The sequence below is a fragment of the Bacillus sp. SB49 genome (assembly GCF_000469135.2).
Lineage (GTDB): Bacteria > Bacillota > Bacilli > Bacillales > Halobacillaceae > Halobacillus.
On record NZ_CP048117.1, the window covers coordinates 1,565,176 to 1,578,716 of the forward strand.

At 47.2% G+C, this 13,541-nt stretch carries 13 protein-coding genes; 9 read left to right on the plus strand and 4 right to left on the minus strand.

Annotation, left to right across the window (positions count from 1 at the left end; translation table 11 throughout):
• Window position 1 precedes the first annotated feature (1 nt).
• Complete coding sequence (locus tag M662_RS08265; RefSeq protein ID WP_026577536.1) at window positions 2–1,291, plus strand: hemolysin family protein; 1,290 nt, start codon at window positions 2–4, stop codon at window positions 1,289–1,291.
• Between the two features lie 98 nt (window positions 1,292–1,389).
• On the opposite strand, the gene M662_RS08270 is transcribed toward M662_RS08265, so the two are convergent.
• The gene (locus M662_RS08270) at window positions 1,390–2,229 is read right to left on the minus strand and encodes a mechanosensitive ion channel family protein (protein ID WP_008640442.1); all 840 of its coding nucleotides are present in this window, start codon (window positions 2,227–2,229) and stop codon (window positions 1,390–1,392) included.
• 342 nt (window positions 2,230–2,571) lie between these two features.
• On the opposite strand from M662_RS08270, the gene M662_RS08275 reads away from it, so the two are divergent.
• From M662_RS08275 to M662_RS08295, 5 genes are all read left to right on the plus strand, one after another.
• The gene (locus tag M662_RS08275; RefSeq protein ID WP_026577535.1) at window positions 2,572–4,329 is read left to right on the plus strand and encodes an ABC transporter ATP-binding protein; all 1,758 of its coding nucleotides are present in this window, start codon (window positions 2,572–2,574) and stop codon (window positions 4,327–4,329) included.
• 15 nt (window positions 4,330–4,344) lie between these two features.
• Window positions 4,345–6,168 (plus strand): ABC transporter ATP-binding protein, encoded by a 1,824-nt coding sequence (locus M662_RS08280; protein ID WP_008640444.1) that lies wholly within the window; start codon window positions 4,345–4,347, stop codon window positions 6,166–6,168.
• Between the two features lie 254 nt (window positions 6,169–6,422).
• Window positions 6,423–7,784, plus strand: coding sequence for a cytochrome ubiquinol oxidase subunit I (locus tag M662_RS08285; RefSeq protein ID WP_026577534.1), 1,362 nt, complete (start codon window positions 6,423–6,425; stop codon window positions 7,782–7,784).
• Window positions 7,781–8,794, plus strand: coding sequence for a cytochrome d ubiquinol oxidase subunit II (locus M662_RS08290; protein WP_026577533.1), 1,014 nt, complete (start codon window positions 7,781–7,783; stop codon window positions 8,792–8,794). Before M662_RS08285 ends, M662_RS08290 begins: the two co-directional genes overlap by 4 nt.
• A 154-nt stretch (window positions 8,795–8,948) precedes the next feature.
• Complete coding sequence (locus tag M662_RS08295; RefSeq protein ID WP_008640449.1) at window positions 8,949–9,614, plus strand: potassium channel family protein; 666 nt, start codon at window positions 8,949–8,951, stop codon at window positions 9,612–9,614.
• A gap of 159 nt (window positions 9,615–9,773) precedes the next feature.
• Here the strand turns inward: M662_RS08295 and M662_RS08300 are convergent, their stop codons facing one another.
• The 3 genes from M662_RS08300 to M662_RS08310 all read right to left on the minus strand — a co-directional run bounded on the left by M662_RS08300 (window position 9,774) and on the right by M662_RS08310 (window position 11,600).
• On the minus strand, window positions 9,774–9,917 hold the full coding sequence (locus M662_RS08300; RefSeq protein WP_161484896.1) for a hypothetical protein: 144 nt from the start codon (window positions 9,915–9,917) through the stop codon (window positions 9,774–9,776).
• A 63-nt stretch (window positions 9,918–9,980) separates the two neighbouring features.
• Window positions 9,981–10,385: a M67 family metallopeptidase gene (locus tag M662_RS08305; protein WP_008639056.1), complete on the minus strand. Its 405-nt coding sequence runs from the start codon at window positions 10,383–10,385 to the stop codon at window positions 9,981–9,983.
• A gap of 6 nt (window positions 10,386–10,391) precedes the next feature.
• A complete protein-coding gene (locus M662_RS08310; RefSeq protein WP_008639057.1) occupies window positions 10,392–11,600 on the minus strand; it encodes a hypothetical protein in 1,209 nt (402 codons plus the stop codon).
• 315 nt (window positions 11,601–11,915) lie between these two features.
• On the opposite strand from M662_RS08310, the gene M662_RS08315 reads away from it, so the two are divergent.
• The 3 genes from M662_RS08315 to M662_RS08325 all read left to right on the plus strand — a co-directional run bounded on the left by M662_RS08315 (window position 11,916) and on the right by M662_RS08325 (window position 13,525).
• Entirely contained in the window at window positions 11,916–12,602 is a 687-nt protein-coding gene (locus M662_RS08315) for a BMQ_0737 family morphogenetic spore coat protein (RefSeq protein WP_008639059.1), read from the plus strand.
• 97 nt (window positions 12,603–12,699) lie between these two features.
• Window positions 12,700–13,251, plus strand: a complete 552-nt coding sequence (locus M662_RS08320) for a hypothetical protein (protein ID WP_008639060.1) — start codon at window positions 12,700–12,702, stop codon at window positions 13,249–13,251.
• On the plus strand, window positions 13,244–13,525 hold the full coding sequence (locus tag M662_RS08325; RefSeq protein ID WP_008639061.1) for a hypothetical protein: 282 nt from the start codon (window positions 13,244–13,246) through the stop codon (window positions 13,523–13,525). The genes M662_RS08320 and M662_RS08325 overlap by 8 nt, the downstream gene beginning before the upstream one ends.
• Window positions 13,526–13,541: the final 16 nt, after the last annotated feature.

Here is a 13,541-nt window from a genome sequence, read left to right on the forward strand (position 1 = left end):
GATGGAATCCACCATAAAATTAATCGCCGTTGCATTATTGATTGCATTGACGGCATTTTTCGTTGCCAGTGAGTTTGCTATCGTTAAGGTAAGAAGGACGCGTTTGGAAGCGAAAGCGCAGGAAGGAAACAAGCGGGCTGAGATGGCGCTGAAGATCGTCCGAAACTTGAACTATTATTTATCTGCCTGCCAGCTGGGCATTACGATTACGGCGCTGGGTCTAGGGTGGCTCGGTGAACCGACACTTGAAGTGCTGCTCCATCCACTTTTCGGTTCCCTTTCGCTGCCGGCAGGCTTTACAAATACGCTTTCCTTCGCTGTCGCTTTCTTTGTCATCACTTTCCTCCATGTTGTTTTAGGAGAGCTGGCACCGAAAACCGTAGCGATACAAAAAGCGGAACAGCTGAGTCTGCGTCTGGCGCGGCCGCTTCTCCTTTATAGTAAAATTATGTACCCTCTGATCGTTCTTTTGAACGGATCAGCTAATCTGCTTGTCCGCCTGCTCGGATTTGGAGTCGTCAAGGAATCGGAAGAGGTACACTCGGAAGAAGAACTCCGCCATATTTTGACGAAAAGTTACCAGAGCGGAGAAATCAACCACTCCGAGTTCACGTATGTAGACAGGATATTTGAATTTGACAATCGAATGGCGAAGGAAATCATGGTGCCGAGGACAGAGGTGGTCGTCCTTGATGCTCACCAATCCATTGCCAGTGCTGAACGAGAAATGAAGCAGAACCGCTTTACCAGGTACCCGGTCGTGGACGGGGATAAAGACAACGTAATTGGTTTAATTCATATGAAGGAACTTTTATATGAAGACGGCTCCAAAGATATAAACATCCGGCCGTATATCCGCCCGATTATGAAGGTGTTCGAGAATGTACCTATTCAGGAAATACTCGTCAAGATGCAGAAAGAGCGGAGCCATATCGCTTTACTGATCGATGAGTACGGAGGTACTGCCGGTATCATCACGATTGAGGATATTATTGAGGAAATCGTCGGAGAAATCCGTGATGAGTTCGATGCTGCGGAGGAGAGAAATATCAAACGCCTGAAGAATGGTCACTTCCTTTTGGAAGGAAAGACGCCGCTTCAGGAAATCAATGACTACTTTGATCTCCACCTGACCGGACAGGATGTCGATACCATAGCAGGATGGGTCTATATGAAAGATTATGAAGCAGGACAAGGGACGGTGCTCGAAGCGGAGGATTATCAGTTCCGCGTGATCGGTGTCGACAGGGGGCAGATCAAAAAGGTGGAAGTGATCCGGGGTTACGAATAAAAGGTCCGGCCGGAGGGTCTTGAGAATTGAGAATAGCATGAACAAGCGTATAGGACATTCCTTCGCCAATAAAAAAAGACCCCATCAGGGTCTTTTTTTTATGCTTCTTTGCGTATGTTAACTTGATGTGGGTAGGGGATTTCGATGCCGGCAGCGTCCAGGGCTTCCTTCATCGCTTTTCTCATATCGCGTTCCACTGCCCATTGTTCCATGTTCTCTGTCTTTCCGAGGATACGGATAACGACATCGGAAGAACCAAGGCTTTGGACACCAAGGACGTTCGGACCTTCTTTGAAACGCTCATCGGATGCAAAGTCATCAGCCACCTTCTGAAGTACCGCCATAGCTTCGTCAATATTCTCGTCATAGCCGATGCCAATATCAACAAGGGCGCGCATATTTCCGCGGGAGTGGTTCGCCACGCCTGAAATGTTGCGGTTCGGTACGAAATTGAGCGTACCGTCAAAGCTGCGGATCTTCGTCGTGCGGATACCTACCTCTTCCACGACTCCGTCGTACCCGCCGGCAGTTACGTAATCATCGACTTCGACCTGACGCTCCAATAATAAGAAGAAACCGGTCACGATATCGGACACAAGTCCCTGCGCACCGAAACCGATCGCAAGTCCAAGGATACCGGCACCGGCAAGAAGCGGTCCGATATTGATGTCGACAGCAGTGAGCAACATCATGATCAGAATGGCGATCAATACATAAGAAAATAAATTGACACACAAACGATGAAGGGTTTTTGTGCGCCCCTCCGATAATTTCCGCTGTTGACCCATCCGATCGATTGCGGCACCGATCGCTTTCGAACCAAGCGGTTTGACGATAGCAAACGCAATTAATAATACGATGATTTCCAAGCCGACAGAAATAAGGCTGTCCACCAGCTCTGCCGCATTAAATTTAAATCCCTCTTCAAAAATGTTCAAAGTCAAAACTCCTTCCTGTCTTCCAATTTCTACTGCTCCTACATAGGATATCGGAAATCACAGGGGGATTTCAACGATTAAGAATGAATTTGTAGATAGATGTCGAATGCTTGCTGCCGTATTCCTTCCTTTTTCAGCCTTTCTCAGCATTTCTTATTACCACAGGGTGTATCGTTCTTCCACAATAAGATGGAATTCTTAGAAAGTTGTTTTAAGGTAAAGGACAGAAAATTTTAAAAATTGGGTCGAATAGGTGGAAAAATATTTCGATACCCGATATATTTATAGTTATGTTCCGAAACAAATTTCCCATCGGACGATAAACAAAAAGGAGGGGCATCTATGGAAACATTCAGGAAATTAAAGGCATTCTACTGGCCCTATCGGAAATATTTCTTCTTATCTCTATTCTCACTTTTCTTTGTGACGGCTATTACAGTCGTCTATCCCATTGTTCTGCAGGTGACCATCGATGACGTCGTGGCAGGGGGACGGTACGAGTGGATCCCTTACATCTGCGCGGTTTTCCTCTTGTTGATGGTAATCAAGGGTATTGCTACTTATTACCATCAGTATCTCGGCGATTACTTCGGGATCCGCTCTGTCTATCGCCTGCGTGACGGGCTGTACAAGAAATTGCAAAGGCTTTCTTTCAAGTATTACGACAATGCGAAGACGGGAGATTTGATGTCGCGCTTGACGGCGGACGTCGAAGGGTTCCGTTTCTTTCTGTCCATGGGATTCTCGGAGCTCGTTCGTATCGTCCTGCTCATCCTTATCAGTTTAAGCGTCATGTTTTATTTCTCTGTACCTCTTGCGCTCATTACGATGGCTGCTATGCCTTTTCTTGCCGTGGTCGTCTACCGCTTTGAAATTCAAGTCCACCCCGCATTCCGAAGAATCCGTAAGTCATTCGGGAAGTTGAATACAAGGGTGCAGGAAAACATCAGCGGCATGAATACGGTCAAATCCCTTTCCCGCGAGAATTTCGAAATCGGTCGTTTCTCGGACAGCAGCAGCGATTATCGCTCTAAATTCATTACATCTTCCAACATCTGGGCAAAGTTCTTCCCTCTGATGGAATTCATTGGAAATGTGAGCGTCGTCGCACTTCTGGCTTACGGCGGATATTTAGTTGTCAATGGCTCGCTGCAGCTTGGGGAGCTGGTCGCTTTCTTCAGTCTCGTCTGGTATATCCTGGGGCCGCTCATGAACATCGGTTTCGTCATCAACCTGTTTTCTCAAGCCAAAGCATCCGGAGAGCGTCTGCTTGAGATATTAGAGGCGGAAGAAGACATCCAGGAGAGGGAGGACGCGCTGTCCGTTGATCGTCTAAATGGCCATGTCACCTTCTGCGATGTCACCTTAACGTATGTCGAAGGGGATGATTCCGCATTGAAGCATATCTCTTTTGATGCGCCTCCCGGCAAAACGATCGGCCTGATCGGACCGACTGGTTCGGGAAAAACGAGCATTACCCAGCTGATTACACGCTTCTATGAACCGGAGGCGGGAGAGGTGCTCATCGATAACCATCCTGTTTCGGATTATGGCTTGAAATCCCTGCGGAAGAATATCGGTTTTGTTCTTCAGGAGTCTTTCTTGTTTTCGACGACCATAAGGGAAAACATCGCCTATGGCGATCCTGATGCTTCCGAAGACGCAGTGATCGAGGCAGCCAAGCGTGCTCAGGCACACGACTTCATCATGGAAATGCCCGACGGCTATGATACGCTGCTCGGTGAACGGGGGATGGGACTCTCCGGTGGACAAAAACAGAGGATTGCTATTGCACGCTCGATTCTAATCGACCCGGCTGTCCTCGTTCTCGATGATGCAACATCCGCGGTTGATATGGAAACAGAATTCCAGATTCAGAAGGCACTAAAGGAAGTGATGAAAGGGAGGACGACGTTCATCATCGCCCACCGGATTTCTTCCTTAAAGCACGCGGATGAAATCCTGGTGCTGGAAGATGGAGAAATCAAGGAGCGTGGTGTCCATGATGATCTCTTACACAATAACGGCCCATATCAACGGATCTATGATATCCAATACCAGGATAAAGAAAAAATACTGAACGCATCCAACGTTTCGTAAGAAGGAGGAGTGAAGATGTCTGCTGAAAAAACAGAAACGAATAAGCATTTGAATCGTTTCAAATATACACAGGACCAGGCCATTGAGAAGCCGTTTAACTGGGGACAAATGTGGCGTCTGCTTGCTTACATAAAGCCGTACGCCAAGACGCTGCTGCCAATCTCCATCATTGCAATGCTGGTCTCGACGCTGGTCCGGCTTGTCGTTCCAATCCTGATCGGAAAAGTGGCCATCGATATAGCGATTAAAGACGGCAATACCAATTTATTGATCGAGCTTGTCGTTGGAATCGCCGTTTTATACGGGCTCAGCTATGTCGGCAATATTCTTCGGATTAAATATGTCAACATCCTTGGTCAAAACGTCATATACGATTTGAGACAGCATTTGTTTTCCCACGTCCAGCGCTTGTCTCATAAGTTCTTTGATTCCAGATCCGCCGGTTCTATTCTTGTGCGGATCATGAACGATATCAACTCCCTTCAGGAACTGTTCACAAATGGAATTATCAATTTATTGATGGACATCGTCATGTTGACCGGAATTATTGTCATTCTATTTGTGCTGAGTCCAAAGCTTGCCCTCGCCGTTCTTGTCATCATGCCGATCATGTTTTACATTTCGACGAAGCTCAGGCGTAACATACGCCGCTCCTGGCAGGATGTGCGGATCCAGCAGTCGCGCTTGAATTCCCATTTGAATGAGAGTCTGCAGGGCGTAAGAATAACCCAGTCGTTCTCACAGGAGAGGGAAAATACGGAATACTTCGATGGTGTCAACAGCGACACCTTCGCATCTTGGAATACGGCATCTAGAAAAAGTGCCATGTTCCGGCCATTCGTCGAGATGAGTAATGCCGCAGGTACCATTATTCTGGTCGCATTCGGAGCTCATCTTATCCTTGAAGGCGATGTGGAAATCGGTACTTTCGTATCCTTTGCCTTCTTCCTGGGAATGTTCTGGGAGCCGATTTCACGTCTCGGCATGGTCTACAATCAGCTGTTGATGGCCATGGCCGCATCCGAGCGGATCTTTGAATTTCTTGATGAGAAACCGAATGTGGAAGAAAAGGCCGGCGCTGTGACTTTGACAGATATGAAAGGTCACATCGAATTTGATCACGTCCGCTTCGCCTATGATGAGAAGCGAATTGCTCTCCATGACATAGAATTGGAGATGAAGGCAGGGGAGACGGTAGCCCTCGTCGGCCATACCGGGTCCGGTAAATCGACCATCGCGAACTTAATCAGCCGCTTTTATGACCCGACGGGAGGTTCTGTAAAAATCGACGGTGTCGATCTTCGTGATGCGACCATCGATAGTGTCCGCCAGCAGATCAGTGTCGTCCTGCAGGATACATTCATTTTCTCAGGGACGATCATGGAGAACATTCGCTTCGGACGACCCGGTGCATCCGATGAAGAAGTCATGGACGCTGCGAAGGTTGTTGGAGCCGATGGTTTTATCCAAAGACTCAGTGAAGGATATCAAACGGAAGTAGAAGAGAGAGGAAGCATTCTGTCTGCAGGGGAAAGGCAGCTCTTATCCTTCGCCCGCGCCCTTCTGGCTGATCCGAGGATTTTAATACTGGATGAAGCGACAGCGAGTATCGATACGGAAACAGAAGTGAAAATCCAGCAGGCGCTGAAAAGACTTCTGAAAGGCCGGACAGCCATCATGATCGCTCACCGATTGTCGACGATCAGGGAAGCAGACAACATCTTCGTACTCGAGCAAGGGAAAATTTTAGAGCACGGGTCCCACGAGGAACTGATGGATGCTAAAGGGGAGTACTACGAATTAGTCAAAGCCCAGTTCCGCATGCTCGATGCTATGTAATTCCATTGAATATTCATTTCTTGTAAATATGGAAGCCGTCAGTCATGACGGCTTCTTTTTTTGTGGAAGATCCTGTTACGATCCGTGCCGGAAGGGGTAAACGAGTAATGTCGAACGGAAGGATTTTTGAAGGAAATGTGAAGTTTGTGAAGTATGTCACAAAATCGTCAACACTGACTGCCCACGAAGTGGGATGACCGCATTATACTAAGTGTATCGGATAGATTACCACGAGTTCGTTAGGAGGAAGATTCATGTTCGATTTTGATAACGTCGCCGTAAGTCAGTCACTGACGGCGATGACTCTATTATTCCATGCTATTTTCGCAACGATCGGAGTCGGTGTTCCTGTGCTCGTTTCCGTCGCTGAATTTATCGGGATCCGGAAGAAAGATCCTCACTATACATTACTGGCAAGACGATGGACCCGCGGTTATACCATCACCGTAGCCGTTGGGGTCGTGACTGGAACCGCGATCGGCCTGCAGCTTTCTTTGATCTGGCCGAGCTTTATGCAGATCGCAGGTAACGTCATTGCTCTGCCGCTCTTCATGGAGACGTTCGCCTTCTTCTTCGAAGCGATCTTCCTGGGCATTTATTTATATACGTGGGACCGGTTCAAAAACCCGATCCATCACTGGCTTTTGTCCATTCCTGTGGTGATTGGAGGGACGATGTCCGCCTTTTTCATCACGACGGTCAACTCCTTCATGAACACGCCGCAGGGATTCGACCTGGAAGGCGGTCGTTTCACGGCAGTCGATCCAATTGCAGCGATGTTCAACCCTGCAACTCCGACAAAGGTATTTCACGTCGTATCTTCATCCTATTTGACAGCAGCCGCCATCCTTGCTGGTATAGCCGCTTTTATTATTTTAGTGAAAAAAGGAAGTGCTTATCATAAGAAAGCTTTGAAATTAACGGTTTCCATGATGTTCATTTTTGCTATTCTGACGGCTCTTGCCGGGGACTTATCAGCGAAATTCCTTGCTGAACACCAGCCGGAGAAGCTTGCTGCAGGAGAATGGCACTTCGATACGGAGGAAGGAGCAGACCTTGTCGTTTTTGGAAGACTTAATGAGAATAATGAGGTGGAGAACGCCATCCGTATTCCAAACGCTCTGAGCTTCCTTGCTCACGGCGATTTCCAGGCGGAAGTAGAAGGTCTGAATGAAACTCCTGAAGAAGAACGTCCGCCGTTATGGATACACTATATGTTCGATCTGATGGTGACGATCGGATTTTACCTGCTCGGCATTTCCCTGTTGTTCCTCGTGTTCTGGAAAGTGAAGAAGTGGAATACGTATCATCCGCTGCTTCTTTGGGGAATTGCGCTTGCCGGACCATTGTCCATGCTCGCCGTCGAATTCGGGTGGATATTTGCGGAAGTCGGCCGGCAGCCATGGATCCTGCGCGGGTTTATGACCGTTGCCGAGGGTGCGACGACCTCACCTTATGTCACCCAGATGTTTGTCCTGTTCGCCGTCCTTTATTTGGTGCTTGCCCTCGGGTGTATCCTTACCCTGCGAAAAATCTTTAAGGGGAGACCAGCCGAGCTTGAAATGGAACGACGATATCCGCAGGTGGCAGCAGCGAGAGAGGAGGCCGATGAATGAACTATGAATTGATTGGGATCAGCGTCTTGTGGCTGTTCCTTTACGGGTATTTAATCGTAGCATCCGTCGACTTCGGCGCTGGTTTCTTCGCCTATTATGCCAGGTTGACGAAGCAGGACCATGTGATAAATAAACTGATTTCCCGCTATTTATCTCCTGTTTGGGAAGTGACGAACGTATTCTTTGTGTTCTTCTTCGTCGGTCTGATCGGATTCTTCCCGGATATGGCCTACTATTTCGGTCAGGCCATGCTCGTTCCGGGCAGCATCGCCATTGTTCTCCTTGCCATTCGCGGCTCATTCTACGCTTTTGAGAATTATGGATCGAAAAATAACAGCTTCTACATGTTCCTGTACGGGGCGACCGGACTGCTTATTCCGGCTGCGCTTTCGACCGGGTTGACGATCTCGGAAGGGGGTTACATCGAAGAGACGGCGGACGGGGTTCACCTGCTCGTCGGAGAACTGTTGACCAGCCCTTATTCCTGGAGTGTCGTGTTCCTTGCGATTGTTTCCGTTCTGTATATCAGCTCGATGTTTCTCAGCTATTACGCTCACAGAGCGGATGATCAGCCTGCTCTTAATCTCGTCCGTCGTTATGCCTTGTTTTGGAGTTCCCCTGCGATTATCGCCAGTCTGACGACATTCATTGCCCTCAGTCAGCAGAACGAGGAGCATTTCAACAAGGCGCTTGATCTGTGGTGGGTATTCGGCCTCTCTGTCGCAGCCTTTATGCTTGCCGTCTTTCTCGTATATAGAGGGAAACATTATGGATGGGCGTTCATCGCCGTCATGGTCCAGTTCTTCTTTGCCTTCTTCGGCTACGGAGCTTCCCACCTGCCTTATCTATTGAAGCCTTTCGTAACCTTGACAAGCGGAGTGACAAATGACGCGATGGCTGTTGCACTTGTCATTGTATTCATCGCAGGGCTTTTGTTACTCATCCCTTCCCTGATCCTGTTGATGCGCCTGTTCCTGTTCGACGCAGAATATGTAAAAGGGAAAAAATAGATACAGGGTCTAATGATTGGAACGTCTGCAGCAGCGGGCGTTCCTTTTTTATGCTAACCTTGTGAAAGGAAGATCGATCGGTACTGGCATAACATTCGCCTTTCTTTTATGATAGAATGGATGTACATTTGGCCTGATAAATGGAGGAACAATCATGAAAAAAGAATTTGCAGTCATTGGACTGGGTCGTTTCGGCGGCAGCATATGCCGTGAGTTGAGCAGGGAAGGGATGGAAGTGCTAGCCCTCGATCTGGATGAAGATAAAGTCAACGAGTACAGAGATATCGCTTCTCATGCCGTCATCGCTGATTCAACGGACGAACACGTTTTAAAAGAACTGGGATTCCGCAACATCGACCATGTGATTGTCGCGATTGGTGACAACATCCAGGCGAGTATGCTGACCACTCTGATCCTTAAGGAAATGGGAATTAAAACAATTACGGTTAAAGCGCAGAATGACTACCATGAGAAAATCCTGAACAAGATCGGAGCCGATCAAGTTGTCCACCCGGAACGGGATATGGGGAAACGGATCGCGCACAATATCATTTCCAATAATATTCTGGATTATATCGAGCTTTCTGATGATCACAGCGTCGTCGAAGTGAAGGCCGGCAGTAAAATGAGCGGAAAAACGCTTGTTGATCTGGATATCCGTGCCGAGTACGGATGTAACGTCGTGGCAATCAAACGCCATAAAGACGTCATCGTTTCTCCGATGGCTAGTGAAGAAATCCGGGAAACGGATGTCCTGATCGTCATCGGGGCCGATAAAGATATCAGCCGGTTCGAGAAGAACCTCGTTGTTGAAGATTAAATCATTACGAAGAAGCCCATCCTGCAGGATGGGCTTCTAATATATATATGAAATATTTATGATTCATTATCGTCTGGCTCAGGCATGGAGGGCTCCTTCAGCCCTCGATTGTACTCTTCGATCGTCCATATTCTCATTCGGAGGTGAGAAGGGAACGAGTTACCTTTTTTTCAAGCAGCATCCGCCGCGTCTTACCGGGCGTTGTACTTTTGTTTGCGGTGATGTTTCAATGACAATCGGCGTGCTGGACTTCTTAACAGATCTGCTGCTTTGAACTTGTCTTCTCACTCTTCTAGCTTTCACGAATACCTCTCCTTATGGTTTGATAATGTATTATAAGAAAAAATGCGGAAAATGGGAGGGCATTTATCGCTTTTTAATTGAAAAAGGGTGTTCGTCACATGTCCTGTTTTTAATGGTGAAACATCGCATGTGTGGAGGATTGGTCTTGTAAGAAAGAATGACCATGATGACATTATCGTCGGGGTGGTGAAGGAGATCTGTATAAGAGGGATAAGGTGCTGTATCAGGGTGAGTGTGATAGATCGCCAACACCTTATGTCCCGCATGACTCACATGTTCCAACGTTTGTGCGACTACCTTGGCACTGACAAAAAAACGGTTTCTAGCCTTCCATTCGTTTTCCAACGGCCAGACGGATAGGATCACTCCTGGTTCCTCTCCGGCCAATAAACCACAGGCTTCGAGCGGCCATTCCCTGCGTCCGTGCTCCATTATCTGTTCATACTGCTCTTCAGACAGTTCGATCATGGAAGCTCACAGCCTTCTTTGAAAGAATGAAAAGATCGAAGCACGCTCTCGCTTCTTCGGTGCATCTTCGTCATTCTCCTGCGTGAATGATTCCACTTTTCGACCGCGTGCAGGCAGGGATTTAGGTCTGTTGGCAATTCGAAAAGAGGCCATCTTAGGCTTATCATCCGCTTCTTTATGAGGAAGCGTCTCTTTAATGGAGAGGGCTTTCTGGTTGGACTCTTTCTCCAAGGGTTCCGGATTCTTCGTGACAGTCTTCTGGACTTTTTCTGGTTTCCTGTTTTCTTCTAATCTCTGGGCGGTTTCTTCACCGTTTTTTTTTCGAATGATGGTGTTCTGGTTGAAGTCCATAGCAGAATGACCGGGCATCCGTCTTTTTCCTGGCTTATTATTTCCGGATTCAGGGAAAGAGATGCCATTCTGTTGAAAGCCCTGCTGGTTCTGATAATAGGATGATTGCTGCTGATACCCTGGCTGCGACATAGGTGGGTAATAATCGCTTCTGCCTGTATGGTACTTCCGTGAAGATTGCAGCATGCTTTGAAGTTTTCTGTACTCCGACGTTTTCTTCGGTGCAGGTGCCTGCTCTCTTGGTTCTTCAATCGGCATTTCCGGAACTTGTTGTCTTGAATGAACCAGCTGTTCTCTCAAGCCGTCGAGTTCTTCCTTCAGGCGGTCCACTTCGCTTGTTTCCGTCTGCTTGCTTGGAACCTGCTGGTTTTTCAACGAAGCCAATTCTTCTTTTAACCGCTTCACTTCGCTTGATTCCGTTTCTTTCTGTCTGTGCTGCTGTTCTTTTAGCTGCCTTAATTCTTCTTTCAATCGACTTACTTCTCCCGATTCATCCTGCTGCTTCGACCGCTCCTGTACCTCAATTACCCGATTCATTTTTTCCATTAAGTCGTGGACTTGAAGGCGGTCCATCTTCTCCTTAATGAAATCGATGTCGCGTTTTAATGTACTGACGGTGTCGTTCACAGATTGCAGCTGGGCAGCCAGCTGATTCGTTCGTTGGTCTGCACTGTAGTGGTACTCTTCCATACGTTTCATTACTCCTTCGAATTTATGATGGAACCCATCGGATTCCTGTTTCATTAGAAGGTAGTCGTCGGCTATGGTTCCTGTTTTGATGGAGTGGAGCATTTCCTTGTAAAGGGATAATTTCGCTTTCATGGTTTCGATCGCTTCCGGACTGTACGTGTTGTTCAGATCCATTACTCATCACCCTTTTGCAGCACATTAATATACTATTGATGAACCACCAATACGTGACAAATGTGCCGATTTTTCTGACACGCATGACCTTGGAAATCCGTCCTGTTTTTTTTCTTACTATTGTATGCAGCACGGAACAAAAAAGTAGTTGTTTGTATCGGACAGTCACACATTTCCATTTGTCGCATTTATTATGGGTGTTCGCACAATTCGCAAAAGCACACCAAATATCAGCGATAGCACTAGACCCAACTGTACACTTGTTCATATGCTACGAATGAAAGAGAAAATCTTATTCGGAGGTGTTTGCAAATCATGCAAGCAAAAAATTTAATGGGGGGCCAAGAGCTCCTTTGTATCAACACAGAAAAAGTTTACGACTGGATTATCAACGAAGCGTCTTTTGATTTGACGTTGGGTGATTTCGATCTACCGGTCGGACCGACAGGAGATTTGCTGGAGTGTACAGATATCGAGAATGTCACTTGTGTCGTGGAACCGGCAGAAGTAGACCCTATCGAAATCGTAGGTCGTACCGATCAAGAATTGGTCGTTGATGGAACATTGTTGACTCTGCAGTTGGTCAACATTCGTAAAAACTTCACCGTGACTGTTCTTGTCGAGCTTATCCCTGAACTTGGCGGCGGTACTATTGAAGTCGGTTCTGTCGACTTTACACGTTGTGAGCAAGTGCTTCTATGTGCGCCGGATGGAACAGATGTCGATGTTTCTTATACAGATCTCGACTGCTTCATCTGTAACTTCTCCTGTGAGGAAAATGGTTCTTTGGAAGACACATTGACTGACGTTACTGTAACGGTTCGTCTGTGCCAAAGCATTCAGTCCACATACGACGTAACGCTTGAAATCGTAGCGGACTTCTGCCAACCGCGTGATATTCTTCCAATCCCGCCTTGCCCTGCTCCAACCATCCCACCTCAATGTCCTGTATTGTTCCCGAATGTGGACGATGGCCCGGGACTATCCGGTGATAAGTGCTAATACTCAGGCATAGAATCAAAGAGAGGATTTCTTCCTCTCTTTTTTCTTTTTGTCTTAATTCGGCTCTTTGTGTTCAGACAGTACGGAGGTGAAACGAATGAAAGGATCGGCTGAGCTGCTTTCTGAATGGCAGCAGAAACAGAAGCGCTACATGGAAGCATTTCGAGATCGGATCAAGGAATTGGAAAAGGCGAGGTCTTGGAAGGTGATCAGCTATTTTACATACTCGGTTCACCTTGCGCATGACAGATCAAAAGAAAGCATTCTTCTTGGAAGCTATCATATCCATAATATCGGTGAGGAACCTTTCGTGGATCCTTACATCTGTCTTCAATTGTCGGAGGACTCCCCCTTTCAGTTTTCCGGGAAGTATCTGTACAAAGATTCGATTCAGAAATTGCAAATGTCCGGGGCTTGGGAACGTTTGAATGAAGCAGACAACAAAACAGAGTATTGGCTGCGCCCTTCCGGAAAGCAGCTCATCTCTCCGGGAGAGAAACTGACCTTCTCCAATTTTCAAATGAAATGGATCGCAGATAAGAAATATGCGGGGAGTCTGAATGGATACACCTATGGAGAGGAGGCGAAGGAGGGGATTCCTTCGCTCAATCAAATCAACCTTAGTGGGGAGGGGGATGCAGGTGGATGAGCTAGACCTCCAGTTGGTGCTTCGTAAATGGCTGAAAGAATGGATGACCCGTCAAGTAACGAGGTTGAAAACAGACGAAGAGAAGCGGAGTCAAAGCTTTGTTTTTCTGGATGACGACACCATCCAGATGATTCTTATGATGTTGGCCATGAATCAGCGTCATGGATGGAATGCTGAAAAGGTAACAGACAACACGGAGGATAGGCAGGCGGTAAAGCAGTACATTGAGGAGAGCGAACGGGAGTGGACCGATTTACTTTCCCGTTTGAATTGAAATGAATTCCTACCTG

Bases quoted from the DNA above. Each gene is read 5' to 3' on its own strand.
- M662_RS08265 (WP_026577536.1), top strand. From the start codon at position 2: ATGGAATCCACCATAAAATTAATCGCCGTTGCATTATTGATTGCATTG.
- M662_RS08275 (WP_026577535.1), top strand. From the start codon at position 2,572: ATGGAAACATTCAGGAAATTAAAGGCATTCTACTGGCCCTATCGGAAA.
- M662_RS08280 (WP_008640444.1), top strand. From the start codon at position 4,345: ATGTCTGCTGAAAAAACAGAAACGAATAAGCATTTGAATCGTTTCAAA.
- M662_RS08285 (WP_026577534.1), top strand. From the start codon at position 6,423: ATGTTCGATTTTGATAACGTCGCCGTAAGTCAGTCACTGACGGCGATG.
- M662_RS08290 (WP_026577533.1), top strand. From the start codon at position 7,781: ATGAACTATGAATTGATTGGGATCAGCGTCTTGTGGCTGTTCCTTTAC.
- M662_RS08295 (WP_008640449.1), top strand. From the start codon at position 8,949: ATGAAAAAAGAATTTGCAGTCATTGGACTGGGTCGTTTCGGCGGCAGC.
- M662_RS08305 (WP_008639056.1), bottom strand. From the start codon at position 10,385: ATGATCGAACTGTCTGAAGAGCAGTATGAACAGATAATGGAGCACGGA.
- M662_RS08310 (WP_008639057.1), bottom strand. From the start codon at position 11,600: ATGGATCTGAACAACACGTACAGTCCGGAAGCGATCGAAACCATGAAA.
- M662_RS08315 (WP_008639059.1), top strand. From the start codon at position 11,916: ATGCAAGCAAAAAATTTAATGGGGGGCCAAGAGCTCCTTTGTATCAAC.
- M662_RS08320 (WP_008639060.1), top strand. From the start codon at position 12,700: ATGAAAGGATCGGCTGAGCTGCTTTCTGAATGGCAGCAGAAACAGAAG.